Raw genomic sequence first — 24,044 nt, 5'->3', positions numbered from 1 at the left:
AGCCAGATACATCCGAGGCCCAGGAACCGACGATGGCGACAGCACCTCGTAGCAGTAGCAGGAAGACGACCCGGGACGGCGTATCCTCGAAGGCGACGAAGCCGGTCTACGAAGCCGTGCTCGAACTCCCGCCGCTCCCGGCCGACCAGTACGACGCCCTGCGGTCCAACGTCGCCCTCAACGGCGTCCTCGTCCCGATCCTGGTCGATTCCGACGGACCCCGGCGGCGGATCATCGACGGCAACCACCGCAAGCAGGTCGCCGACGAACTGGGGTACGTATGCCCGGAGATCGTGAAGCCCGACCTGAGCGACCAGGAGAAGCGTACGCTGGCCCGGATGCTCAACCTCGCCCGGAGGCAACTCGACCAGGCAAGCAAGCGGGCGCTCATCGCCGATCAACTCAGGGACACTCCGAGGCGTTCCGACCGCTGGGTCGCCAAGCAGTTGGGGGTGAGCCACCCGACGGTCGCCAGCGTCCGGCAGCAGATGGAGGTCACTGGTAAGATTTTCCACTGCCCGACCCGGATCGGGGTCGACGAGCGTAACCAGCCGGCCCACAAGCCGGCGGTCAATGGCGAGGCCGGGGGGATGGAGGGGTACGCTCGCAAGCCGCCGGACCTGGCCATCAACCTCGACGGCGAAGATGCCGAGGACGACGAGAGGCCGGGGCCTCCACCCGACCTCGACCGCTCGGGGAGGATGGGCTGGCACGAGCCGCCCTACCGGGGCCAGACGGATGTGTGGCTGACGCCACGGTACGTGCTCGACGCCCTCGGCACATTCGACCTCGACCCCTGTGCCCCTGCGGAGCGCCCCTGGGAAACGGCCCGGACCCACTACACCGAGGCCGACGACGCCCTGCATCGGCTCTGGATCGGTCGGGTCTATTTGAATCCCCCCTACGGCCCACAGACCCAGCACTTTTTGAGGCGATTGGCCGAGCACGGCGACGGGATTGCCCTCACGTACGCCCGTACCGAGACCTCCTGGTTCGCCGAGAGCGTCTGGGGGGCGGCGTCGGCCCTGCTGTTCCTGCGGGGACGGGTCCGCTTCTGCCGGGCCGATGGCACCCCGGCTGGGGAGAACGCCGTGGCCCCGAGCGTGCTGATCGCCTACGACCCGCCAGGCAAGGACTCGAATCGAGAGGCCCTTCGTACCTGCGGCCTGGACGGCACCTTCGTCCCCCTCGATCGACCCTCCAAGGCGGGCGATCTCAAACTCCCCCAGGCGCCGAAGCCCATCAGGACTGCCCCCCGATCGGAAGCCGAGCGGCGGGCGAGGATCGACGCGACCGCCTTGATCCACGGCGATTGCCGGGAGGCGCTCAAGTCGCTCCCGGACGCCAGCGTCGATGCCGTGGTCACCGACCCGATCTACCCCGAGGTGGACCGGGAGTACGGCCGAATCACCGAGGCCGACTGGCACGACCTGATGCGGGTCGTCGTGGCCGAGTGCCGCCGGCTACTCAAGCCGAAGGGTTCGATGGTCGTCGTCATCCAACCCAACTATGAGCGGGTCGGGCGGATGCGGCTCTGGCCCTGGGAGTTCCTGCTCCGGGCGGGACGCGAGTGGAACCTCGTGCAGGACGCCTACTGGTGGGCTGTCGACGCCATGCCCCTGACGGGCACAAACCGGAAGCAGGGGTTGATGCGTCATTCGGTGAAGCTGTGCGTCTGGCTCGGGCCGCCCGACTGCTACCGCAACCAGGACAACGTGCTCTGGACGCCCTCGGAGACGACCTCGGCCCGCAACCGGGCGGACATGGCGATGCGTACCAGTTCGATCGGCCGGACCTACCGCAACGGGCGGATCGCCGGGGCCGCCGACGAGCGGGGCGGTACGACGCCGTTCAACCTGCTGCCGGTCGCCGTCGGGGCCCAGGGTGGTACGGGTGGCCATCCGGCGGCGACCCCGTACGACGTGGCGGCCTGGTGGTGCCGATACCTGCTCCCCGAGGGCGGCGTGCTGCTCGACCCGTTCTGCGGCAGCGGTACCATGCTCCAGGCGGCCCTCGACCACGGGGCGTCGAGGGTCATCGGGATCGAGAAGGAGGCTAAGTACCTGGAGATCGCCCGTCGTCGCATCTCCGGGGGATGAGCGGCACGGGTCTCCGGCCGGATGCACGCCCTGTGATCCGGCCCCTCACGCCTCGTGCTGCCGGGCCAGCAGCCGGCGTGCCCGCCGCAGCGCCTCCAGGACCTCGGGGAGGCCGTCCTGGTCCCTCAGCTTAAGGATCAGTTCGTCGATGTCGGCCTCGGCCTCGACCAGCACACGCTCCCGATTTTCGGTACCACGGGAAGGCTGGGCACGAGGGGCGGTAGCCACCACGGGCTCCTGACCGTTCGTCGTGGTCGCCGCCGGCCCGGTGGTCCGCTTGGTAGCGGGGCCCCGCCCCACCTTGGGACCACGCCTTCCGGGGCCCGTACCGACCCCGGCGCCTCCGGCGGCCTGCTTGTTGTACTCGGTCTTCGCGTTGTAGAACGAGCTTTCGCCAATCTCGCCCTCGTAACCCGCTGCACTCCAAGCCTGGTTGGCCTCGGCGTGCGTGAGGCCGGGGTCCTCACGGAAGAGTTCCCGGAGGAACCCGGCCTTGCTCTGCCTCTTCTCGGTCGTCATGGAATGCTCTCCATCTGGAGTTGATCCGGAGTGGGAGGTGTCAGTATCCATAGTGTAACCGATGGGACGGGTAGTCTCTGTGGTCGTCAGGCTCGACTCGGGCGGCAGGTCTGATCGTCCTTTGGGGCCCAGCAGGAGCAGCCATGCACTACGATTACGTCGCCATCCCCGACGAGGAGGTCCCTTGGGCAGCGGACCCGATCTTCGACCACCTCGTCGCCACCTACGCCAGCGAGACCAACAAGACGGCCAGTATGTGGCGGGCGGTCCCCGACGACCTGCTGGACTACAGGCCGCACGAGAAGACCAACTCGATCCGGGCCATCCTGGTCCACCAGCTACTCTCGGAGCGCCGCTTCTTCGCCCAGTTCGTCGGCACCGAGGAGCCGCCCGCCGGGGCGCTACTTCCGGAGGGCGAGCGGCCCACGGTCCAAGCCTACCTGGACCGGTACGTCTCCCTGGCGAAACTGCGATTGCCCCAGCTTGCGAAAGCATCGAAGGAGTGGTGGCTGGAGGAGAGGCCGTTCTTCGGGGGCCTGGAGCGGCAGCGCATCTGGACGTTCTGGCGGCGGGTCCTGCACACCGGCCACCACCGGACGCAGGTGCAGACCTGGCTGCGGCTGGCCGGGCGGCAGGTGCCGGCGATCTACGGGCCGTCGGGGGACGTGCATTGGGACGAGGCCGACCCGACGTATTCGGTCGAGGCGGCGGATCGGGGGGCGTAGGGCTTAATACGATGGCAGGAGGAGAGGGCACTACCTGCTCATCCGCCCCGGCCTGCGACGACGGGCACTGCCGCCTACTCGGTCAGTACGATGGTAAACAGCCCGAGCAACGACGTTGTGAGTTGCATCGAGCCGGTAACTTGATCGCGTCACTCGATCGAAAGATGACGAGGATGCCGGACTCCTCCTCGGCATCCTCGTGGCCGTCACAACGGGACAACGGGCACGTCGGAGGTTCAGAAATCTGAACCCTCGCAGGGCGGGATCGCCATTACTTCTTGCTCGAACGAGGGATCGTCACGAGTTATTGCCCCGCCACGGGAGCGCGGGAGACGGGGCGATCGGTTACGATCCGGGCGGTTGACCTGACCGCAATGAGCAGATCGGGATGGGTCGCCTCGATGGCCTTCTCGACCATCAACATCATGTCGCACACCTCTGAAATGTCGAGATCGCCCCAGTCGGCCACGGCGGCGGCTTCCGTGAGGGCCTCGGCCAGGCCCTTGCCGTGCCGCTTCAATCGCTTGAGGATCGAGGCCGGCGCCTTCGGATCGGACGGCTTGGCGATGACCCGGTAGCGGACCTTGGCATCCGTGATCGAGAGCCCCTTGATCTTGTCCTCGCTCTTGGCCCGCTCGAACAGCCGGATGGCCTCGCTCACGGTCCCGGCCGCCAACTTGTGCTCCTCCTGCCACGCCTTCCACTGCTTCTTCGGCTTGAGGCCGTCCCGGACGTAGGTCAGCGCCCGGCCCACCCGGAAGGTCCGGACCGCCGCCCCGCCGCCGAGTTGGACCAGGGATTCGCGCTCCTGGCGGGCCTGCTCCAGCCCGTCGAGGATATACTCCGTCAGCTTCTCCACCGACCAGTCCTTCCGGGGCTTTTCGCCCGGGAAGTCCTCCTGTTTCGGCGCCCCCTTCGTCGGCCTGGGTTCCTTCGAAGCGGCGGGGCGGCTCGGTCGGGTGTCTTTCACGAGGTCGTCTCCTCGGGGACATAACCGGTCATCGAAGCAAGTTCGAGATCGGGAGGTTAGGCCGATCTTGAGAACTGTAGGCTAGAGACGGCAGGCGTGATGATCGGTCGATTCCTGGCGATTTGTACGCCACGGCGGCGTGTAGCCGGAGAACAGGGGCGCTTTCCAGAGGCCAGACTCGTCCAATGCCGGCGGCGGTGGGCTCCGGAGGGCCTCGATGGTCCCGGCCGCCGTCACGATCGGCAGGCCGCTGAAGAGGACGTGCCCGACGAGGCGTGGCCTCCCTATCTGTCCGTCGGCCCGATGAAGCGAGCGATCGACCCGTCCTCGCCCACAGCCCAGCCGGCATCGGCACCGGCGAACCCGACGGCATGGAAGCCCTGCTCGCCCAACGGTCGCCAGGACTCGCCGCCGTCCACGGAGATGTCCGACCCCGTGGGGCCGACGGCGATCAGCGTGGGCGTCTCCAGCCCCGGCACGTAGGCCACTGCCGAGCGATAGCCTGATGGCGGTTCCCCCTGGGCCAACCTCCAGGTTTTTCCACCGTCGCACGTCAGGGCCACGAAGCCCCCGGTCTTCCCCGGCTCCTGGTAGTCGCCCCCGACGGCGACCCCGTGGTCCGCATCCCGGAAGGCGATCGAGAAGAGGCCCGAGGCGGTGTTGCCGGCCCGCACGGGGGTCTCGTGGGCCGTCCAGGTCCTCCCCCGGTCGGCCGAGCGGAAGACTCGGGCCACCCCGCCGCCGCCCGTGGCGAACCAGGCATCATCCTCTCCGTGGACCACCAGGCAGGTCCCGCTGGCGGCGAAGGCGGCCTCGCCGGGTAACGCCGGAGGCATGCCCTCGGCCGGAATCGGCTCCCAGTTCCGGCCACCGTCGTCGGTCGTCAGGACAATGAAGCGACCGTTCACCGGATCGCCCAGGGCCAGGCCATGCTCGGCGTCCCAGAAAGCGATGGCGTCCAGGAAGCCGTCGGGGTCCCGGTTGGTGTATTGCAATCCCCACGATTCCCCGCCGTCGATCGTCTTGTAGATGCGCGACTGCTCTCCCTCGCCGATCGAGAGCAGGTGGGCGGTGTCGGCATCAATTGCCTCGATGTCCCGGAAGTCGAGGCTGGGGGCTCCCGGCACCGGACGGGGAGTCCAGGTCTTGCCGCCGTCGGTGGTCCGGAGGACCGTGCCCCCGCTGCCGCTGGCCCAGGCAACGTCCCGGGACACGACGCCCAGGCCCCGGAGCCGAGCCTCCGTCCCGCTGTCCTGGGGCTCCCACTGGGCCGGGCAGACACCGGTGACGAGGATGACGATCGACAAGGCGGTCCAGATCCTCATCGCTTCGGTCTCCCTTGAGACGTGTCCGAGACGGCCCGGATCGTAACTGAACCGGGTCGGAGATCCTCGCCCACGCCGCCGGGGTCGAGCATCCCGGCGACGATTTCCACCCTGCGACCATCACTGACCTCGCCACTTCGGATGCCGGCCGATCATCCCGAGTCCCTCGTTCCCCAGGCGAACCAGGCGCCGCATAATGGACCGCCCGGGAAACCGCCCACCACGGGAGTTCGATCGAGGCGAGACGGACCGCCATGGAACACGTCTGGGACCGTATCGAGACCTGGCTCCGGGCCAACGCCCCGGAGTGCCTGGCGAGCCTGCGCCCGGGGGCGACCGACGAGCAGATCGCCGAGGCGGAAGCATACCTGGAGGTGAGCTTCCCCGAGGACGTGCGGGCATCCTACCGTATCCACGACGGGCAGGAGTCGGACGGCCCCGGTCTGCTCGACGCCGAAGAATTCCTCTCGCTAGGGCGGATCAGGTCCGAGTGGGCGGTCTGGAAGGGCCTGCCGGACGGCGGCGACTTCGACGGGATTCGGAGCGATCTGGACGAGGGCGTCCGGGACGACTGGTGGAACCCCCGCTGGATACCGCTGACCTACAACGGGTCGGGCGACCATCGCTGCCTGGACCTCGACCCGGCGCCCGGCAGGGAGGCCGGACAGGTCATCGAGATGTGGCACGACGAGCCGTCACGTCCTCGGGTCGCCGGCAGCTTCCGGTCATGGCTTGAGGGGTTCACCAACGACCTGGAAGCCGGTCGCTACATCCTCTCGGAGGAGTATGGTGGGCTGGTCGAGCGAGACGAGGAAGAGTGAGGGGGTGCCCCGGTTCGGGCTCGATTCTCGATGGGGAGATCGCTCGCCCCCATCGCCCCCCTCCCGGCCCGGAGCCGCCCCGGCCCGACCAGTAACCGGTCCATCTCGTCACCGCCCATCGCCTCCAAGGCATTCGGCCGCTGTTCCCTCTTCGCCGGTGTCGTTCCCTCCTCCGCTGCCCGCCGGACCGCCGGCCGAATGAGCCAAGGTTGTGCAATTCAGGTCACCCCGGGTATCTTCACAGCCAATCCACTTCCAATGATGATATCTAAGCTGACGAAATGTATAGGGTAACCTTTTGATTTGCTTAGCTTGATTAACTCAAGGAATGGTTGCCAAGCCCCATCTGGCACCTTTTCTCTGGACCGTACGCCTGGCTTTCCCACCTTCCGATCCCAGAATTCAGCCGGAGCGAGCAAAATGACCGGAATTTCGTGGATCGTCTCCCCGTCAACGAGCGTGATCCCGTAGCGGTCCATGGCCGCCTTCCATTCCGCTTTGAATGACCCACCATCCCAGGCCCTTCTTAGGGCGCACGCATAAGCGAGCCCTTCGCAGAACATCCGCAGCAAGGTGTCGTTGCCCTTTGCTTGCTTCAACTCGATGACCACGGGCATCCACCTGCTCGAGACCCCCACGAGGTCGATCCGCCCCCATCCATTGTCGGAAAGCTTTTGCTGGAGAGGCATCTGGTACGTCTGGATAAATTCGCACTCCTCCCCGTAAAAAGACCGGCCACGCTCGACGGTGGAAGCATGATTCCATTGGAGCCAAATTTGCTTTTCCAATAGTCGCTCAGGGACACGGGGGTCTCGCCTTTCGGACCGGCAAAGTTTGTACGTTTTTCGACTAGCAGGAGCATTGTGATACGTCAGTTCGATCTTGTCATCGAATTGGTCGATCAAGGACCTGGCGTGCTGCTCCATGTAGCCCAATTGTCTCACAGAATCGAGGATTTCGTGCAGGGCCTTCGTTGGGTCGATAGGTTTCAATCGTCTTCCTGAAGGTATGATCGAGTCGCTTGGCATCGAAAGGTACCTCTCGGCAGTTGGATGAGGATTGCCGCTGGTGGTTACGGGCAGTCAAAGCGACCTCCCAGCCCATAGCCGTCCCCGCCACAACGATAGCCCCTGGTCTCGACGAAATCCGTGATCCAATCCAGCGGCTCGTTGATCGTCCCGATCAGTGCATCCCAGCGGATTTTCCGGAACAGTGCTGTCCCTGTCGCCGGCACGCTTGCCTCGAAGGGACGGAGAACCTCCTCGTTCTTCCCACGGAACAGGGCTTCCGGTCCCAGGCAGGCAAGCGTGAAGGGCCGGGCCGGATCTGCTGACAGTTCGAGCCCGAATCTCCAGTTCCGGGCCAATTCGTAGCAGCACGACGCCCGCACGGCGCCGGAGTAGGTGAGCGGGCTGTCGGCCGGATAGTAGCGATCCCAGCCGGAATACGTCGGCTTCTTCAAATCGGTCCCGCTGCGATGCTTCACCTCAATGATGATCACCCCATCGGCCCCGAGGTCGATCACCACGTCCGGCTCCGTCCTCGACTTCGGGTCTTCCCCGAGGTCGTCGGAGATCGCCACCAGGCGGTCACGGAGGAGCCATCCCGCCTTGTTGGCGTCCCGGTCGAGCGGTACGGGGACGCCCCAGAGGAGCATCGACTCTGGCCGGTTCTCCCGATCGGGGACCGGCAGGCCCGCTCCCCGCAGCACGCCGAGCAACTGGCCCGAGTCGAAGAGGTATCTGAAGACCGTCCAGGTCAGGGCGTCCTCGGAGGTGCTGAAGCCGAACTTCGTCCCCTTGTTGCGTTGATTCCTTTCGTTCAGGGCGTTGACCAGGGTTTCGAGCACCCCGCCTCGAACCTCGGGCGGGACGTTCAACTCGGGGTCGTTGAATAGGATCGTGGGGTCTCGGCGGGCGTTCGAGTATCCGACCCGGCAACTCGGGCAACGTCGGAGGCAATCCGACCAGGAGTTCGAGGGAGTGATCTGTCCGGGTCTTGCCACGAGCATCTGGCCGCAGAGGGGACATGGAAGCTCCGGCAACGGTTGCCTGTACGCAATCGCTCGACTCATCGTTGATGGTTCTCCTCGTGGGGACACGATGCAATCCGATTTCGGCATTCGGCGATCGTCCAGGTCACGCAGTTCAGGACGCCGCCTTCCCGTGCCAGGCTCCGGCAACCCAGCGGGACGACCGCCACGCCGTCCTTGTTCTCCTCGAACACCCGGCAGGCCCGATCGTCGTTCCCGTCCCCGTAGCTCGGCACGACGATGAGCCCTCGGACCATCAGGAAGTTGGCGTAGCAGCCCACCGCCGAGGGGAGGTCGCCGCCGCTCGACTCCTCGGGCCGATAGGGCAACTCGACCCAATCGAGCCCTGCTCCCCTCAAGGCCGATCTCAGCCGCCTCCCATACCAGGGGGCAACCGCTCCGTAGTCGTTGACCACGACGGTCCCCTCGTCGAGGAACCGGACCACCCCGTCGGCGTGCCCCACCACGTCGTAGGGCTCGTTGGGGATGACGATCAGGTCTTCGACCCGGAGCAGGTCCCGCAGGCTGCCGATCAGCGTGTCCCTGGAGATGCCGGGGTTCTCCCGGAACACCTTGTCCGTCACGATGCAACGGTTGCCCCAGTTGACCACGTTGCCCCCGTCGAGCACGATCTCCGAGCGGACCAGCGTCCGGATCTCGGCGATCGTCCCGATGTCCCCCGGGGCGGTGATGAGGTGCTCGTAGCCCCGCAGGTAGTCCGGGGCGTAACGGAACCGGACGAACTCGCCGGGACCGACCTGGATCGGCATGTAATCCCGGCACCAGATGTCCCGGGTCCCCCCGATGACACCCAGCGGGACGCCGTGGTCGACCAGGATGCTCCGCAGGCGCTCGACGAGCGAGGGGTGTCGTCCCTCCAGCAGGTCGGAGATGTAAACTTCATCGGCCTGATCGTCCGAGATCATCGGCCCTCCCGGGGGATCGAGGCGAATGCCCGGTTCAGGCGCCAGACGGCCTCCCGGGGCTCCAGGCGGGCGAGCCGTGCCCAGCCCTCGGGGCCGCCGAGGGAGGCGTGGAGGTGCCATGTGTCCGACCAGGCCCGGTGCATCATGTCCATCCACCGGAAGGAGGTGACGGGCGAGACGTGCCCGACCAGCACATGGACCGACACCCCGTCCATGCCGCCCCACTCGATCGGCTCGGGCGACAGGAACAGCCACCAGTCCAGGGGCGAGTCGGCCCCCGGGACCGGCCCGAGCGCCTGCCAGTAGCCCAGCACGCCGAGCCCAGCAAAGCCTTCCGGCATGATCGACTGCTGGGAGGCGAGGCGGGCGGCCCACTCCCCCAGCCGGTGCCCGACCCCGTGGCGCTCTGATATCGCGTCGGCCACCTGGAGCAGGGCCTCGACCTTCGGACCCGGCAGCCGCCACAGCCCGTGTACGTCGAGCTTCTCGATCCTGCGTCCGATCGCCCGACGGACTTGGAGGTGCTCCCGGCCCAGGCGCCGGGGCAGGACGACGGTCCGCTCCGGCGAGAAGGGATGGGGCGCTTTATCTTCCCCGACAACCCGGAGGGGGCCGGGGAATCCCAAGGACGCCCCGAGCCCGACGCCCAGGGCAGAGCCGAGAAAGCCTCGGCGGCTCTCGGTCGTCATTTGGTCATCAGGGTGGTTCATCGTGGGTCATCCTCCCGTTGGTCGGGGCAATCCTGGTCGTCATCCCGGGGCATCGCCCCATTGGCTGGTTGCCCCCCGATGGTGATCCCGAGCGCCTCCTCGACCCTCCATCGGTCGTCCGAGAGCGTGCGTTCGTGATCGTCGGAGAGCACCCGGATCGGACGACCATCGAGCCGGAAGGCGGCCAGCACCGGGGGGAGCCAGTCTGCGACCGGGGCGTCCTCCCCGTGCAGGATCATCCACTTGCCCCCGGGGCGGGTCACCCGCCCCCTCGGGAGCCCGTAGTAGCGGTCCTCCAGCAGGCGACCCATCTCGTCGGTGCCCAGGCCCCACGCCCCAGCGAGGCTCCGGACGAGCGCCGGCCATAGCTCCCGGTGGGAATGGGCGGCGTCGTGCCCCAGGTCGTGGCAGGTGACGACCTCCCAAGTGATTGAGCCTCCCTCCGGCCTGGGCAGCCAGTAATAGCCGCCCGAGGCCGGAGTTCGCCCCTGCTCACCACCCGGACAACGCCCCTCGATCCCTTCGTTCGTCAACGATCTCCTCCGAGAATTGGTGGTTCGTCCTCCGATCCGCTGCCGTGTTGCCAGCGGATCGCCATGATCATTACCAAGTGCCACGACTTCAGGGCTCCATCTCGCCCAGAAGCCGGGCGGCGATGGCGTTGAGGTGCAGGCAGGCTTCGATCCGCCCCTTCCGGCTCACCGTCGGCCAGTCCTCGATCGACCGGGCGACGGCGACCGCCAGGCGAAGGGCACGCTCCATCACCTCGCCCTCGACGGCATACCAGGGGACCTCGCCGATGTGCCCGATCAGCGCATGGACCGGCTCGCCGTCCGGGCTGGCCCAGTCGATGCCGCCGGGGATCAGGACCAGCCACCAGTCCAGCGGCGGGCAGTCGACGGCGACCTCCCCCCGCTGCTGGAACTGGTGGAAGATCCCGACATGACCCCCCAGCGCCGTGCTCGCCAACGACTCCCGATCGGCCAGTTCGACCGCCCAGTCCTCGTAGAGGTCGGGGCGGTCATAGTGCTCGGTAATCCGGTCGAGCAGCCGGAAGATGATCTCCCGCTTCTCCCAGTGCAGCGGGGCCGGCTCGTGGGCGATCTCGGCCCGCCCCTGGTCGATCCGCTCCTTGATCCGCTCGCGCAACTCCCCGGCGCAGCGGAGGTCGTTCCGCAATCTGGCCCCGGACGGCAGGATGACGACCCGCTGCGGGGCGAACGGGTGCAGCCCGAGCTTGACCGCCGACCAGTCCTCGGGGACGCCCAGGGACGTGAACCGATCGATCGGCCAGGAGAGCAGCCCGTCGTCGGCGATCTCCGGGGCCGGAGTTCGGTCGGACGGCCCGGCGGTGTCGGGCGGCGCCGCCGGGATCGCAGCGGAGGCCCCGAGCCCCAGGCATCCCCCCAGGAATCGCCGCCGGGGCGGCGGGTTCGGGCGTCCCTCGTCGTCGTGATGCATCGTATGTTCTCTCCGGAGGGGGCGGGCATCGCCCTCCTCCCCACCAATGAATAACGACGGCAAGGGACGCAGGCGGGTCCCCTCATGGGCAAGAACCGCACGAAACCTGGGATGATGCCGCAGGGCAACGCCGCCCGCAGGCCCGAGCCCGAGCGTCGGCTGCGCCAGGCCGACCGGTTCGCCCGCATCCTCAAGTTGCTCGAACTGCTCCAGGGATACCCTCGCTGCAATCGGCCCTTCCTCGCCAGGGAGTTGGAGATCACGGTCCGGACCGTCCAGCGGGATCTGGAGGTCCTGCGGCTGGCCGGGGTGCCCTGGGACTTCGACCGGGCCGAGGGCTGCTACCTCCTTCCGGATGGCTGGCAGTTCCCGGGTACGGGGCTGACCGGCTTCGAGGCGTTGGGGCGGGTGACCTCGGCGGCGCTGGCCGGGGCGATGGGGCTCCCCGACGGCAAGGCGAGGCAGACACACGTCCGCAGGCCGGAAAATCCGAGCAGGAGACCCGCCCGAGAATTGCTGGAGGATACCCGGCGGGTCACGGCGGTCCTCGGCATGAAGCTGGCGGATCACGGCCAGTGCGGACCGGCAATCCGCACGATCCAGGAGGCGTTGCTGGGCGGGCGATGCCTGGAGGGCACCTATGCCAGCCCCTACCAGTCCGGGGAGAAGCGGCTCGTCCTGCACCCCTACCGGCTGTGCTTCGTGAAGCAGGCGTGGTACCTCATCGCCCGCCCCGAAGGCTCCGATCGCCCGACGACCTATCGGGTCGCCCGGTTCCGGGCCATCTCGGGCACGGGAGCCCCCGCCTCCGTCCCCGAGGTCTTCGACCTGCGGGCCTACTTCGGGGACGCCTGGGCGGTCTACCGGGGCGAGCGGGGCTACGAGGTCGAGGTGCGGTTCGTCCCCGAGGCGGCGGCGCTGGTGACGGAGACGAACTGGCACCATACTCAGCGGGAGCGGCGCCACGAGGACGGCTCGCTCACGCTGGAGTTCCGGGTCGACGGCCTGGAGGAGATCGTCTGGTGGGTCCTCGGCTGGACGGGCCGGGTCGAGGTGGTCCAACCGCCGGAACTCAGGGCGATGGTCGTCGAGCGGCTGAGATCGGCACTTGCGATGAACGGAATTGGACTACCAAGAAGCTGACCCGGAGATGGGCGGGCAGGGAACTCTCCCGGAAGCCCTGTCCCGATCCCTGGACGATCAACGGGCTCCCGAGCAGAGAGGAACGATGATGAGCGAACTCCCCGAATGGCTTCGAGGTGGGCCAGCGATCATCGGGCGGATACCGCTTCTCGAACTATTAAGGGGTTCCGTCTACTACCCAGCGGCCGGATTCGACGGTAGCCCGGTCGAGTTCCTCGGGAAGGAATACCACAGCTTCGTCTATTCCGACTTCGGCGTCACGCCGAAGAAATTAATTAAGAAGCTGTCCACCTTCAGAGGTTATCGCCCCCTAGCCTACCGAGAGGTCGAAGCGGGCGAGTTGATGCCGAATGGCCTCCTGCCGATACCGATCGGGGTAATTAGACGGATCGAACAAAAGCCCAATCCGTTCTACCCGGATTTCTTCGCCTGCTGGGCGATCCTCCAACGCACCCCAGACTTCGGGCCAGACCACGGCCCGAGTCGGTTCAGCCTGCTCTACGTCCGATACGAGGGGGTCACGACCTTCCATTCCCTCTATCGAGGAAACGAGATGACGCCGGGAGTCCTGGCGATCATTTGTCCCGGTGTCGGGTTCGGCGGCAACTGGACCGATTTTAGAGATCCGGATGCGCACCTGGCCGAGGCGGTCCTCACCAACCCATCGGGGGTACCCTCTTATCTGGTCGGCCATGGATGGTGTGACCCCTGTCCGGTAGTCCGGTCGTACTGGTCGACCTATCCGAACATCCACCGGGATCTCGGACCAATCAAGATGTTCGGAATTAAGGGATTTTGAAATTACCTGTCGGCCTTCTGTGCCGCCCCGAGCGGGGCTTTTGACCCATCCGGGCAGATCGAACACCGTCAACTTCCCGCTCTCCCGGACGGGCCTTGTGTGAGCGGATCGACCTCGAACCACCGGGAGAAACCATGCTCCGCAAGCAGATCATCAAGCCACAAGCCGAGCCTCCGGCTCCCACGCCCGGCGAGATCGACATCGCCGCCGTGGCCACCGTGCTGGTGACCTCCGAGGACCCCGAGCACCCCATCGATCACGCCTTCGACGACCATCGGGGGCCGGGCGGGACCCGCTGGGTTGCAGGAGAGCCCGGCGAGCAGACCATCATCCTGGCCTTCGACACCCCCCAGGTGATCCGCCAGGTCCTCCTGGTAGTCGAGGAACTGGAAGTAACCCGCACCCAGGAACTCCAGCTTGCCGCCTCGGCCGACGGCGGGCAGACCTACCGGGAACTGCTCCGGCAGGAGTTCAACTTCAGCCCCCAGGGATCGACCTTCGAGCAGGAGGAATGGGCGGTCCAGGCCGAGGGGGTCACCCACCTACGCCTGGTGATCAGGCCGGACAAGGGCGGCTCAATAGGCAGGGCCACGATCACGTCGCTGGCCCTGCGGTGAGGGGGACGAGTGGAGTGAGAGCGCCTTGCTGACGCGATGGCTGGTCTACCATGTCGCCAGCGGCCATGCCTTCTTCACGGGGGCGGTATGCCTGATCGTGGCGGCCTGCTTGTCGTACTACGCCCGGAGGCGGGGAATCCGCACGGCCCGCAACGTCCTCGTCCTGGTCGGCGGCTCGGCGGTCATCGTCTCTGCGACACCGCTGATGCCCTGGGCCTATCTCCTCCTGGCGACCGTGACGCTGACCTGGCTCGCCGGCGAGGCATACCGGAAGCGTCTCCCGGACCGGTGGGCCTCCAGGCTGCGGATGTCCGTCGCCCTGGTTTGGTCGGCCGCCATGCTCGCCGAGGTCCCCTACCACCTGATGCCTCGCGTCCCCCCGCTGGGCGACCCGGCACTCGGCGTCATCGGTGATTCGGTGACGGCGGGGATCGGCGGCTACGAGGCCGTCACCTGGCCCGCGCTCCTGGCCGACCGCAACGGCGTCGAGGTCCACGATCACTCGCAGATGGGGGCAAACGTCGCCTCCGCATTGCGGCAAGCGGAGAATCTGTCCCCGGAGGAGCGGCTGGTCCTGCTGGAGATCGGCGGCAACGACTTGCTGGGAGAGACGACGCCCGAGGAGTTCGAAGCGGGGCTCGACGCACTGGTGTCGGCCGTCAGCCGCCCCGGACGGGTCGTGGTCCTGCTGGAGTTGCCGCTGCCGCCCACCTACAACGCCTACGGCCGCATCCAGCGCCGCCTGGCCCGCCGCCATCGGGCCCTGCTGGTACCCAAGCGGGTCCTGCTCGGCATCCTGGGGCGCGGCGGGGCGACCCTCGACTCGATCCACCTCACCCAAGAGGGGCACCGCCACATGGCCGGTGTCGTCTGGGTGGTCGTGCGGGGGGCCTACTCGGACCGGCAACGAGACGACCGGGGCCCGTGAGCGGCATCGGACCCCGCCCGGATCGGAAGCAATCCGGGGCAGGCGTAGGCGGTCGGAGGACGGGGCCGGGGTCAGCGACCGGCTGGGAGTCCTGGTTTGGAGTCGAAATCGGCCGATCATCAGGCAGCTATCCGGGTCGTCTGCCCTGCGTAGCCGGCGAACTGGGGCGTCTTCCAGTGGCCAGACTCGTCCCGGAGGCGTTGGATGAAGCCCAGGGTGGCGGGGTCTTCAAGGTGCTGCCCATAAATATGCCCCTCTTCCCTCTCAACTTCTTCCCGATCCTCTCCTGTACCCACCTCCTCCTCGACTTCGGCAATGCTCCGCAGGTAGCCCGTGGCCTCCCACTTCGCCGCCTGGCCCTTCCGGAACACGCCGTTGACCTCCTGCCCGACGACGTAGTTCTCGTCGTGCCAGACCAGCCAGCCCATCCGGCTGAGGAAATCTCTGGCGGCCTTGTAGTTGTGGTGGTCCCAGGCACGGTCCGTGTACCCCCGCTCCTTCAGGTCCTTCCAGAGCCGCATGATCCAGACCGTGGGCGTGGAACCATCCCGGTTGGGATGGTCCTTGGTGTGGGCCACGACGGCGATCAGCGTGGCGATGTCCATGGGGACCACCCGGCGCCCCTTGCCGGACCGGAACCCCGAGTTGGCCCAGTTCTTGGCGAAGCGGAGCAGCGTGGTCCGGATCAGCCCGGCGATCTCGTCGGAGACGGTCGGCGCCTCGGTGGAACCCCGGGCCTTCTTCGAGGGCTCGCCATCACCGACCTGCCTGCCCTCGGCCCCGGCAACGGCGAGGGGCAAGGTGACCGGGATGGTCGTCGGGTCGGTCGACTGGCCTCGCTTCCAGCACTCCAGGCCCTTCACGGCCTCCCTCAAGCGTTCCAGGTGCTCGGGACACGTCCGCTTCTGGAGTGGCTCGCTCGCAGACCGGATTCGTTCGACGACCTCGGCGGGTACGCCCAGGGCTTCCGCCTCGTCGGCCAGGTCGAATCCCAGCCGGCGAAGCCGGGAGACGTGGACCCTGCTCGTGCCCATCAGTTCGTCGGCGCGGTGATGGGCCTCCCGGGGCAGCTTGGCGAGCGTGCCGCTCTTGTAGCCCTTCAGTAGCCCCCGCTCCTTGCCCCAGGTCGTCTCCGGGCACAGGCCCTTGACCTCGACCAGTTCGATGTCGCAGTCGGCCAGGTAGCTCAGGCCCTTGAGGTACAGGTCCAGCACCTTGAGGGCGACGTTGACGATCCGGTCGTCGGCGCAGCCCTTGTAGATCACCGGGTAGCCGTGGATACCAACCCCATTGGTGGAGCGTTCGATGTAGAGGCCCCGGAACAGGGGCTTGCTGCGGATGTACTCGGCGTACGCCATCGCACCCGCCGCAGTACCCCGCCTGTGGCAGTCGATGTCGATCATCGCCAACGTCTCGTCGGACTTCCGGGAGCCGTTGCCGGAGAAGTAGTAGGTGTGCTCGTCGGCGAAGTGCGCGTCCATGTCGGCGTTGCTCAGCCGGGCGAGCCAACCCCGGCCGCCGTTGAGCTTGTCGAGGACCTCGTAGTTGGCATTGGCGTGGATCGGCCTGCCGTCGTGCTTGAACCCGAAGTCGAGGGGGCTGATCCGCTTCCGGAGCCAGGTGTGGATTTTCTGGCGCTTCTTGGAGGAATTTCGTGGTGGGGGGACTACCATAGGTTGCACGTTTGAGTTCGAGAAGGTTGTTGCACTGGGAGGGTCGGTCACGTACGGGTGACCGGCCCTTTCCCTTTATAGTAGTGCAGGACCCGCAGTTTCCTGCGGCGCCGGCAACGCGAAATGGCGATGGCCCACCGATCGCGTCGGACGCCGGCCCGGACCCGGTTTTTTACCCCTACATTTTCCATGGGGTTCGAGAAATCAGGGAGTGGTACCACTCCTCCACTGTCCACGGGCATGCGGTCTGAGGGCCGATTTTGGTTTACAACCAAAATCACACTTGGACGTGTGAGATTCTCAATATGCTGGGGTTGACCCAATTTCTGCTTTTGCTTTAATAGGTCCCGTCGGCGACGTTGCCGACAAGGTTACACCACCCAGAAGGACACCGGCACGACGGCGTGCCAGCAGGGACAACACCAGTGCAGACAATGAACACCAACATCTTGGCGGGAGCAGGCTTCGACGCCCCCCTCGGTACACACCCGGGAAACCAAGATCGTCCGGATCATCCGGGGATCAAGCCGACTCCCGCCCCGAACAAGAGTGGGCGAGCCTGCACTGCGGGTGGCAGCGCCTACCGGGCGATCTACAAGGCAATCCTCGGCATGTCGGCTGAGGAGTACCGACGCCAGAACGGCCTGGCATCAGACGCCGACATCCTCCCCCATCTCGACGAGCCGTACCGCCGCTGGATCATCGCCGCCCGCCGTCGGACCCGGGCGCTTCTCGGAGGCGGGTCGCTGGGCCAGGCAGCGGCGGTGCGGATTGCCGTCGATGAGACCGATGACTTCGAACTACCCAGCATCCGGGCACAGCGCCGCATCGCCAAGCTCCAGGCCGGCTGTCGCATGTTGATCGAATATCGAGATTTCGAGATCAAAACGATCAACCGCCGTGGCATTTGGTTCTACGAGGCGGAATCCCTCGGCATCAGGGCCAGAATCCTCGACGACCTCCTCGACATGATCGACGATGAGCTTGCCTGGTTGGAAGCCTGAGAACGAACCTCATCATCAGACCCGTGGTCGGCGACGGAGCCGACCATGGAAACGCCGAAATGTGGAACGCCGGCACGACGACGTGCCGTACCGAAGGACCAGACACCGTGTACGACCAAAATCCATCCACTTGCCCGGACTGCGGATGCCTGCCGGGACACGTCCACCGGGCCAATTGCGATGTACAGCGCTGCTCCGTGTGCGGCTGCCAGCGGATTTCTTGCGGCGGCTGCGAGGAACACGACCCGGTGGCGTCGGCCTGGACCGGGGCCTGGCCGACGACGACCCCGGCACTGGTACGAACCGGCGGCGAACCAGTCGTGCATCGGACGGAAGCGCCTACGGCGAATGTGAAACCGATAGTTGTCTTGGCCGATGGGACCATCGAACCCGAGGAGCACACCGAGGAGGAGCGGCGATTCTACGAGGGCTGGCAGCCGCTCGCTCGGCCCCATCTCAAGGACGAAGCGGCCTCCAGACGACTCCGCAGTCGGATCAAGGCCAAGCCGAAGCTGTGCTGGTTCAACGCACGCAAGGCGATCCAGAAGCTCGACGAATATGCCGATGCCAGCTACGTCGAGGGGCACATCGTCCTCAAGGACGGCTTCGGGCCGATCGAGCACGGATGGATCGTGCGGGATGGGGTGATCATCGACCCGACGCTGCCGGACTCGGTGGGGGCGTACTACCCAGGGCTGGAGTTCGCCGGCCGTTCGGGGATCGAGGAGTTCCTGGCGACCCCGCAGGGTAAGGCGTGCAAGCGGAGCCCGTTCTTCTTCGCCTTCGGATGGGGCGGCATGCTGAGCCCCGGTTACCGGCGGGCGTACGAGGAGAGCATGGAGTTCGTACGGGGCCTGTACCCCGAGAGCAGCGTGCTCAGCGATTCACCGTGACGCCCAGGCTGCTCCATTGTCCGACTTTCCCTCGAAATGCGTTCTGTGTCCCGTCGGACTTCGAGCAATGGCACCTGGGGTAGGGCGAGGGAGTAGTACTCCGGCGAGCAGTACTCCGGCGAGGGGTGAGCCGGGTGGGTGGCGGGGAGCCGACCCCCACCCCTCCGATCCGGACATAGCTCGTGAGCCAGGCGCCCGCCTGGATTATCCTATTGGCCTGGCTCTCCCCGCCCTGATTCGGGTAGTTCCCCCTCCGGTATCGTCAACTCGTCCCATCCGAACCGATCCCATCCGAGGCCCAAGCCGATGAAACTCCTCGCACTGATCGCCGTCCTGACGCTCGCCTGTACCCCATTCGGCGTGGCAGCCGACGAGCCCTCCTTCACCCGCCAGGAGGACGTGATCTACGGCCGCAAGCACGGCACCGCCCTGACCATGGACGTGTTCACTCCCGAGGAGGACGCCAAGGGCGTCGGCCTCGTCATGGTCGTCAGCGGCGGCTGGTTCTCGGCCCACGAGGCGATCCCCGTGCCGCTGATCGAGTCGCTGGTCGGGCGGGGCTACACCGTCTTCGCCGTCGTCCACGTCAGCCAGCCGAAGTTCACCATCCCGGAAATCCTCGGGGACCTCCACCGCGCCGTCCGCTTCATCCGCCACCACGCCGAGGACTACGGGATCGACCCCGACCGGATCGGCAACTACGGCGGCTCGGCGGGCGCCTGGAAGTGCTCGGCGGCCTGATCGACGAGATGGCCCGCCGGGCGGAAGAGAACTACCCCGGCGAGGGTCTCGACCTGGCGATCCTCGGGCGACCTCGATCGTTTTCGGCCGAATTAGTCCAGAATCTACTTGCTTGGTCGCCCGAAACTAGGTAGCTTTTGTATAGAATATCCGTCGGTGGATGTAGGCAGGTAAACGTCACTCCCCGGGGAGATCACCCGTGGGCTGGTTGTCGCAAAATCTGACCACGATTTTTCAATTTCTGCCTGGTTTCATCACTGCCGGCATTGTTTACACGTTGACGGCGCACCCGAAATCGAACGAGTTCGAGCGGGTTGTCCAGGCGCTTATCTTCACGGTCATCCTGAAGACCCTGCTGCTGCCCATCCGCAGCCTGTTCCTGGCCACCGGCTCGCACTGGGTTTCTCTCGGCCTATGGACACCTGATGTCGAACTGACCTGGATGATTATCTTGGCTATTCCCCTCGGTCTCGCTTTCGCCTGGATTGCGAACACCGACAGGTGGCATCAATGGGCCAGAGCACGGGGATTGACAACTCGCACATCTTACCCTTCCGAGTGGTACGGCGCTTTCAAGCGGAGCGGCGATCGTTGGATCATCCTCCATTTGAAGGGCGAACGCCGCCTTTACGGCTGGCCGGAAGAGTGGCCCGATCATCCGGATAAAGGGCATTTCGTCATCGATCAGCCGGAATGGGTCTTGGATGACGGCACGCAAGTACCAATCTTCCAAGCGAACAAATTCCTGATCGCCGCCTGCGAAGTCGAGCGCGTCGAGTTTCTTGCATTCCCACATGAGTATTCGATCGCCCAAGAAAATCTGGGTGCCATGCAGGCACCTTTGATCCAAATGCACAGGAGCGAGGAGAATGGGAGCCAAGCAGCCGAATCCGGCGCCGAATCGCCCGCAGACACCCCCAACGCCGGCGTTGCCACCGTTGGGGACCATTAGAACCGTCGCACCGCCTTGCGACGTGGAGACGGGCTACACGGGTCCACCCAGAGGGGAGAAGCCCCCCGCATCGCCTGCACCGCCACCGAAGAAGTGATATCAAATCTCCGAGGATTCGGTCATGGCAGAGCAAACGCCCCGATCATCATCGCAGCCGATAACCCGACCCGCTCCGAAAGGTGAGGAGCGCGGCTATAACGGCCCGGCACCCGTTTCCGCCACTTCGAAGCCGCCGGCCTCACCGGCTCCACCGCCAACGAACTCGGGAAAGAAGTAGTAGAAAGAGAGCGCATCCGTTCGGGCCTGGCCGCCGTGTAATTACGTTATGCAAGGTGGCCAGCCCAGACGGCGAGTTGGACGACCGGATCGACTACGCCATCTTCGCCGACACCCAGGAGGAGCCGGAGCCCGTCTACGACCACCTCCGGTGGCTCCAATCCCTGGGCGGGCCGCCGATCCTGGTCGACACCGCAGGGCGCCTCGGTGATGACCTGATCGGCGGGACGAACAGCATGGGCCAGCGGTTCGCCTCGATCCCGGCCTTCACCTCGGCAACTCCGGGACAGACTGGGGGCATGCTCCGGCGGCAATGCACCGCCGAGTACAAGATCAACGTAGTCGAGCGGGTCATCCGGCGCCAGGTCGTCGGCCTGAAGTATCGCCAGCGGATGCCCAAGGGCGTGAAGGTCGTCCAGTACTTCGGGCTGTCCCACGACGAGCCCCGGCGGGTCTCCAAGGTGAGGAACCGGTTCGTGGGGCACCCCTGGGCCGAGGGCCGGTTCCCGCTGTTCGACCTGGAGATAACCCACTCGGACTGCGCGGCCTACCTGAAGGGCAAGGCGATCCCGCACGAGGTCCCCAGGAGCGCCTGCGTGTTCTGCCCGTACCGGTCGAACGCCGAGTGGCGGCACCTGCGGGACACCGACCCGGCGGGCTGGGCAAGGGCCGTCGAGGTGGATGAGGCACTTCGGCGGCCAGGCACGGTCGCCAACCGGAACCTGGAGCAGTCGATCTACCTGCACCGGTCCTGCCTGCCGCTGGCCCAGGCCGATCTGGGAGGGCGGGACGTGACCGGCGGGGTCGCCCACTCCGAGTGCGAGGGGATGTGCGGGCTGTAGGAGGCCGCCTGGGGTCGCAGCAGATGCGTCCAGAACCCTATTCAATCGGGTGTTCCCTGGGCCCCGAAGATTGTAGCATCTTTGGGCGGATGCTATAATAGGCCAGGCGGCATGGTGTCGTCTCGGGGCGTTGCGCCTGCGCCGTGGCAGGCTCCCACCGCAGGGATCGAATTCCGCCTGCCCGGGGCACCGGCCACCCGCCTCGCCGTCCATCGCCCGACGAGTCTCACGATCTCCAAGGACGTAGGGCCGGCGCCGACGGTCGTGACCGCCGTCCATCGGGTCGGGAGCCGGCCTGATGGCGGATTGGACGCCGACGGTGGACGCCCCGGTCGGCGAGGATCGGCCCGGTCCCGGGGTGGCACGGCGTTCGCCAGCGATCGTCGGACCGGAGGCATCGAGATGGCCGATCACGTCCACACGCACGACGACGGCGGGGGTGGGCCCCTGGCGGGCCTCTTCGAGGTCTTCACGCCCCGCCGCCAGTGCATGAACTACGAAGCCGACGTGATCTGGACCCATCTCGTCTCCGACCTGCTCATCGCCCTGGCCTACTTCTCCATCCCCGTCGCCCTGGTCGTCTTCGTCCGGCGCCGGAAGGACCTGGCCTTCAACTGGATGTTCCTCCTCTTCGCCCTCTTCATCATCCTCTGCGGCATGACCCACGCCTTCGGGGTCTGGGCCCTCTGGCAGCCGCTCTACCGCCTGGACGGCCTGGTCAAGGCGGCCACCGCCCTGGCGTCGGTCGGGACGGCGGGCCTGCTCTGGCGGCTGCTGCCGCAGGCCCTCGCCCTGCCGAGCCCCGAGCACCTGCGGCTCATCAACCGGCGGCTGGAGGAGGAGGTCGCCGAGCGGAAACGGGCCGAGGAGGGGCTTCGGAGGGCCCATGACGAGATGGAGCGGCGGGTCGAGGAGCAAACCCGGGAACTGCGGGTCAGCGAGGCCAGCTTCCGCCAGATGGCCGACGCGATGCCCCAGATCGCCTGGACGGCGCTTCCCGACGGCTACACCGACTACTACAACCGGCGATGGTACGAGTTCACCGGCTCCCCGCCGGGCCGGGGGGGCGACGAGAGTTGGCTGCCGATCCTCCACCCCGACGACGTGGAACGCAGCCGCGCGGCGTGGCAGGAGGCCGTGCGGTCCGGCACCCCGTATGAGATCGAGTACCGCTTCCGGGACAGCAGGACCGGCGCCTACCGCTGGCACCTGGGCCGCGCCCTGCCGATGGTGGACGACGGCGGCCAGGTCGTCCGGTGGTTCGGGACCAGCACCGACATCGACGACCAGAAGCGGACCGAGGAGGCGTTACGCGAGCAGGACCGCCGCAAGGACGAGTTCCTGGCGATGCTCTCCCACGAGCTTCGCAACCCCCTGGCGGCCATCCGCCTGGCCGTCGATGCGCTGGACCAGCCGGGGGGCGAGGGCGACGGCGCCTGGGCCAGGGAGGTCGTCGAGCGGCAGGTCGCCCTGCTGGCCCACCTGCTCGACGACCTGCTGGACGTGTCCCGGATCACCCGGGGGCTGGTCCGGGTCCGCAAGCAGTTGATCGACGCCGGCCCGGTGATCGACCAGGCCGTCGAGGCGCTCCGTCCCCTGATCGAGGACCGCAAGCACCGGCTCGTGCGCCCGGCCCCTCGGGGGCCCCTGTGGCTGGAGGCCGACCCGGTGCGGCTGGAGCAAGTCCTGGTCAACCTGCTGACCAACGCCGCCAAGTACACCCCCTCGGGCGGGGAGATCACGCTCGACGCCGAGCGGGCCGGCGATCAGGTCGTCGTCCGGGTCCGGGACACCGGCATGGGCATCCCGCCGGAGGTCCTGCCGCGCATCTTCGACCTGTTCGTGCAGGCCGATCGCACCCTGGACCGGTCGGAGGGGGGCCTGGGCATCGGCCTGACGCTCGTCCGGAAGCTGGTGGAGCTTCACGGGGGCAGCGTCTCGGCCAGCAGCGCCGGGCCGGGCCGGGGCAGCGAGTTCGTCGTGCGGCTGCCCGCCGCCGAGGGACTGCCCGCCGCCCCATCGCCCCCGGGGGCGCGATCGGCCGACCGGCCCGCCGGGCGGGTACTGATCGTCGAGGACAACCGGGACCTGGCCCGGGGGCTGGCGCGGCACCTGCGGCTGCTGGGTCGGGAGGTCGAGGTGGCCCACGACGGCCCCGGGGGCATCGAGGCCGCCCACGCCTTCCGCCCGGATGTCATCCTGCTGGACATCGGCCTGCCCCTCCTGGACGGGTTTGAGGTGGCGCGGGCGTTGCGGCGGGAGGGCTTCCGGGAGACTCGGATCATCGCCATCACGGGGTACGGCCAGGACGAGGACCGGCAGCGGGCGAAGGAGGCGGGGATGGATCACCACCTCACGAAGCCTGTGGACCTGGAGACGATCGCCGAGTTGATCGCCTAGCCCGGCCCCGACCGATCAAGGCCCAGGGACGGCGGCCCGGCCCTGATCGGCGAGCGGCGGATCGTGGCTGACACGGGCCGGCGCGTCCTCAGCCCCCCTTGGGGCCTTCCACCAGCACCTCGGACGATCCCCGGGTATCATCAAGGACGGCGTTCCCCGGCCGGCACCATTTCTCCCGATGGCCCCCG

The 24,044-nt window shown here is 66.9% G+C and carries 23 protein-coding genes; 13 read left to right on the top strand and 10 right to left on the bottom strand.

Translation table 11 applies throughout. The features are described from left to right. The first annotated feature begins 32 nt into the window (after positions 1–32). Positions 33–2,099 carry a DNA N-6-adenine-methyltransferase gene (locus ElP_RS26920; RefSeq protein ID WP_145275538.1) on the top strand — a complete coding sequence of 689 codons (2,067 nt, stop codon included), beginning with the start codon at positions 33–35 and terminating at the stop codon, positions 2,097–2,099. 45 nt (positions 2,100–2,144) lie between these two features. Here ElP_RS26920 and ElP_RS26915 read toward each other — a convergent pair whose 3' ends face one another. Continuing rightward, on the bottom strand, positions 2,145–2,618 hold the full coding sequence (locus ElP_RS26915; protein ID WP_145275536.1) for a hypothetical protein: 474 nt from the start codon (positions 2,616–2,618) through the stop codon (positions 2,145–2,147). 143 nt (positions 2,619–2,761) lie between these two features. Here ElP_RS26915 and ElP_RS26910 point away from each other — a divergent pair, with 143 nt between their 5' ends. Beyond that, complete coding sequence (locus ElP_RS26910) at positions 2,762–3,343, top strand: DinB family protein (protein WP_145275534.1); 582 nt, start codon at positions 2,762–2,764, stop codon at positions 3,341–3,343. 304 nt (positions 3,344–3,647) lie between these two features. On the opposite strand, the gene ElP_RS26905 is transcribed toward ElP_RS26910, so the two are convergent. Both ElP_RS26905 and ElP_RS26900 read right to left on the bottom strand, forming a co-directional pair. Beyond that, positions 3,648–4,313, bottom strand: coding sequence for a hypothetical protein (locus ElP_RS26905; RefSeq protein ID WP_145275532.1), 666 nt, complete (start codon positions 4,311–4,313; stop codon positions 3,648–3,650). A gap of 284 nt (positions 4,314–4,597) precedes the next feature. Continuing rightward, on the bottom strand, positions 4,598–5,638 hold the full coding sequence (locus tag ElP_RS26900) for a WD40/YVTN/BNR-like repeat-containing protein (RefSeq protein WP_145275530.1): 1,041 nt from the start codon (positions 5,636–5,638) through the stop codon (positions 4,598–4,600). A 254-nt stretch (positions 5,639–5,892) separates the two neighbouring features. Between ElP_RS26900 and ElP_RS26895 the strand changes: the two genes are divergently transcribed. Continuing rightward, entirely contained in the window at positions 5,893–6,459 is a 567-nt protein-coding gene (locus ElP_RS26895) for an SMI1/KNR4 family protein (RefSeq protein ID WP_145275528.1), read from the top strand. A gap of 218 nt (positions 6,460–6,677) precedes the next feature. On the opposite strand, the gene ElP_RS26890 is transcribed toward ElP_RS26895, so the two are convergent. The 6 genes from ElP_RS26890 to ElP_RS26870 all read right to left on the bottom strand — a co-directional run bounded on the left by ElP_RS26890 (position 6,678) and on the right by ElP_RS26870 (position 11,588). Further along, positions 6,678–7,076: a hypothetical protein gene (locus tag ElP_RS26890; protein ID WP_145275526.1), complete on the bottom strand. Its 399-nt coding sequence runs from the start codon at positions 7,074–7,076 to the stop codon at positions 6,678–6,680. Between the two features lie 455 nt (positions 7,077–7,531). After that, positions 7,532–8,308, bottom strand: coding sequence for a nuclease-related domain-containing protein (locus tag ElP_RS26885; protein ID WP_145275524.1), 777 nt, complete (start codon positions 8,306–8,308; stop codon positions 7,532–7,534). Positions 8,309–8,529: 221 nt separating this feature from the next. Further along, on the bottom strand, positions 8,530–9,417 hold the full coding sequence (locus ElP_RS26880; protein ID WP_197446402.1) for an agmatine deiminase family protein: 888 nt from the start codon (positions 9,415–9,417) through the stop codon (positions 8,530–8,532). Further along, positions 9,414–10,127: a hypothetical protein gene (locus tag ElP_RS38730; RefSeq protein WP_197446401.1), complete on the bottom strand. Its 714-nt coding sequence runs from the start codon at positions 10,125–10,127 to the stop codon at positions 9,414–9,416. Before ElP_RS38730 ends, ElP_RS26880 begins: the two co-directional genes overlap by 4 nt. Continuing rightward, positions 10,124–10,660 carry a hypothetical protein gene (locus ElP_RS26875; RefSeq protein WP_145275520.1) on the bottom strand — a complete coding sequence of 179 codons (537 nt, stop codon included), beginning with the start codon at positions 10,658–10,660 and terminating at the stop codon, positions 10,124–10,126. Before ElP_RS26875 ends, ElP_RS38730 begins: the two co-directional genes overlap by 4 nt. 88 nt (positions 10,661–10,748) lie before the next feature. After that, complete coding sequence (locus ElP_RS26870) at positions 10,749–11,588, bottom strand: PTS sugar transporter subunit IIA (RefSeq protein ID WP_145275518.1); 840 nt, start codon at positions 11,586–11,588, stop codon at positions 10,749–10,751. An 84-nt stretch (positions 11,589–11,672) separates the two neighbouring features. Here ElP_RS26870 and ElP_RS26865 point away from each other — a divergent pair, with 84 nt between their 5' ends. From ElP_RS26865 to ElP_RS26850, 4 genes are all read left to right on the top strand, one after another. Continuing rightward, positions 11,673–12,731 carry a helix-turn-helix transcriptional regulator gene (locus ElP_RS26865; protein WP_145275517.1) on the top strand — a complete coding sequence of 353 codons (1,059 nt, stop codon included), beginning with the start codon at positions 11,673–11,675 and terminating at the stop codon, positions 12,729–12,731. Next, positions 12,712–13,530 (top strand): hypothetical protein, encoded by an 819-nt coding sequence (locus tag ElP_RS26860; protein WP_145275515.1) that lies wholly within the window; start codon positions 12,712–12,714, stop codon positions 13,528–13,530. The genes ElP_RS26865 and ElP_RS26860 overlap by 20 nt, the downstream gene beginning before the upstream one ends. Positions 13,531–13,664: 134 nt before the next feature. Beyond that, positions 13,665–14,147: a hypothetical protein gene (locus ElP_RS26855; protein ID WP_145275513.1), complete on the top strand. Its 483-nt coding sequence runs from the start codon at positions 13,665–13,667 to the stop codon at positions 14,145–14,147. Positions 14,148–14,172: 25 nt separating this feature from the next. Continuing rightward, positions 14,173–15,075, top strand: a complete 903-nt coding sequence (locus ElP_RS26850; RefSeq protein ID WP_231749274.1) for an SGNH/GDSL hydrolase family protein — start codon at positions 14,173–14,175, stop codon at positions 15,073–15,075. 119 nt (positions 15,076–15,194) lie between these two features. Here the strand turns inward: ElP_RS26850 and ElP_RS26845 are convergent, their stop codons facing one another. Beyond that, a complete protein-coding gene (locus tag ElP_RS26845; protein WP_145275511.1) occupies positions 15,195–16,757 on the bottom strand; it encodes a hypothetical protein in 1,563 nt (520 codons plus the stop codon). Positions 16,758–17,182: 425 nt separating this feature from the next. Between ElP_RS26845 and ElP_RS26840 the strand changes: the two genes are divergently transcribed. The 6 genes from ElP_RS26840 to ElP_RS26815 all read left to right on the top strand — a co-directional run bounded on the left by ElP_RS26840 (position 17,183) and on the right by ElP_RS26815 (position 23,856). After that, the gene (locus tag ElP_RS26840; protein ID WP_145275509.1) at positions 17,183–17,752 is read left to right on the top strand and encodes a hypothetical protein; all 570 of its coding nucleotides are present in this window, start codon (positions 17,183–17,185) and stop codon (positions 17,750–17,752) included. A 368-nt stretch (positions 17,753–18,120) separates the two neighbouring features. Then, positions 18,121–18,645 (top strand): hypothetical protein, encoded by a 525-nt coding sequence (locus ElP_RS26835; protein ID WP_145275507.1) that lies wholly within the window; start codon positions 18,121–18,123, stop codon positions 18,643–18,645. A 306-nt stretch (positions 18,646–18,951) separates the two neighbouring features. Next, a complete protein-coding gene (locus ElP_RS26830; RefSeq protein ID WP_145275505.1) occupies positions 18,952–19,386 on the top strand; it encodes an alpha/beta hydrolase in 435 nt (144 codons plus the stop codon). A gap of 199 nt (positions 19,387–19,585) precedes the next feature. After that, complete coding sequence (locus tag ElP_RS26825) at positions 19,586–20,338, top strand: DUF6338 family protein (protein WP_145275503.1); 753 nt, start codon at positions 19,586–19,588, stop codon at positions 20,336–20,338. 332 nt (positions 20,339–20,670) lie between these two features. Further along, a complete protein-coding gene (locus ElP_RS26820) occupies positions 20,671–21,456 on the top strand; it encodes a hypothetical protein (protein WP_145275501.1) in 786 nt (261 codons plus the stop codon). A 402-nt stretch (positions 21,457–21,858) separates the two neighbouring features. Then, positions 21,859–23,856 carry a hybrid sensor histidine kinase/response regulator gene (locus tag ElP_RS26815; RefSeq protein WP_197446400.1) on the top strand — a complete coding sequence of 666 codons (1,998 nt, stop codon included), beginning with the start codon at positions 21,859–21,861 and terminating at the stop codon, positions 23,854–23,856. The last annotated feature ends 188 nt before the right edge of the window (positions 23,857–24,044 follow it).

This window comes from Tautonia plasticadhaerens, from assembly GCF_007752535.1.
GTDB lineage: Bacteria > Planctomycetota > Planctomycetia > Isosphaerales > Isosphaeraceae > Tautonia > Tautonia plasticadhaerens.
Note: the sequence above shows the minus strand (reverse complement) of the source record. Positions and strands in the feature narration are given on the sequence as shown.

Bases quoted from the DNA above. Each gene is read 5' to 3' on its own strand.
- ElP_RS26830 (WP_145275505.1), top strand. From the start codon at position 18,952: ATGAAACTCCTCGCACTGATCGCCGTCCTGACGCTCGCCTGTACCCCA.
- ElP_RS26880 (WP_197446402.1), bottom strand. From the start codon at position 9,417: ATGATCTCGGACGATCAGGCCGATGAAGTTTACATCTCCGACCTGCTG.
- ElP_RS26890 (WP_145275526.1), bottom strand. From the start codon at position 7,076: ATGCCCGTGGTCATCGAGTTGAAGCAAGCAAAGGGCAACGACACCTTG.
- ElP_RS26915 (WP_145275536.1), bottom strand. From the start codon at position 2,618: ATGACGACCGAGAAGAGGCAGAGCAAGGCCGGGTTCCTCCGGGAACTC.
- ElP_RS26865 (WP_145275517.1), top strand. From the start codon at position 11,673: ATGGGCAAGAACCGCACGAAACCTGGGATGATGCCGCAGGGCAACGCC.
- ElP_RS26920 (WP_145275538.1), top strand. From the start codon at position 33: ATGGCGACAGCACCTCGTAGCAGTAGCAGGAAGACGACCCGGGACGGC.
- ElP_RS26910 (WP_145275534.1), top strand. From the start codon at position 2,762: ATGCACTACGATTACGTCGCCATCCCCGACGAGGAGGTCCCTTGGGCA.
- ElP_RS26815 (WP_197446400.1), top strand. From the start codon at position 21,859: ATGGCCGATCACGTCCACACGCACGACGACGGCGGGGGTGGGCCCCTG.
- ElP_RS38730 (WP_197446401.1), bottom strand. From the start codon at position 10,127: ATGAACCACCCTGATGACCAAATGACGACCGAGAGCCGCCGAGGCTTT.
- ElP_RS26840 (WP_145275509.1), top strand. From the start codon at position 17,183: ATGAACACCAACATCTTGGCGGGAGCAGGCTTCGACGCCCCCCTCGGT.
- ElP_RS26855 (WP_145275513.1), top strand. From the start codon at position 13,665: ATGCTCCGCAAGCAGATCATCAAGCCACAAGCCGAGCCTCCGGCTCCC.
- ElP_RS26895 (WP_145275528.1), top strand. From the start codon at position 5,893: ATGGAACACGTCTGGGACCGTATCGAGACCTGGCTCCGGGCCAACGCC.
- ElP_RS26870 (WP_145275518.1), bottom strand. From the start codon at position 11,588: ATGCATCACGACGACGAGGGACGCCCGAACCCGCCGCCCCGGCGGCGA.
- ElP_RS26900 (WP_145275530.1), bottom strand. From the start codon at position 5,638: ATGAGGATCTGGACCGCCTTGTCGATCGTCATCCTCGTCACCGGTGTC.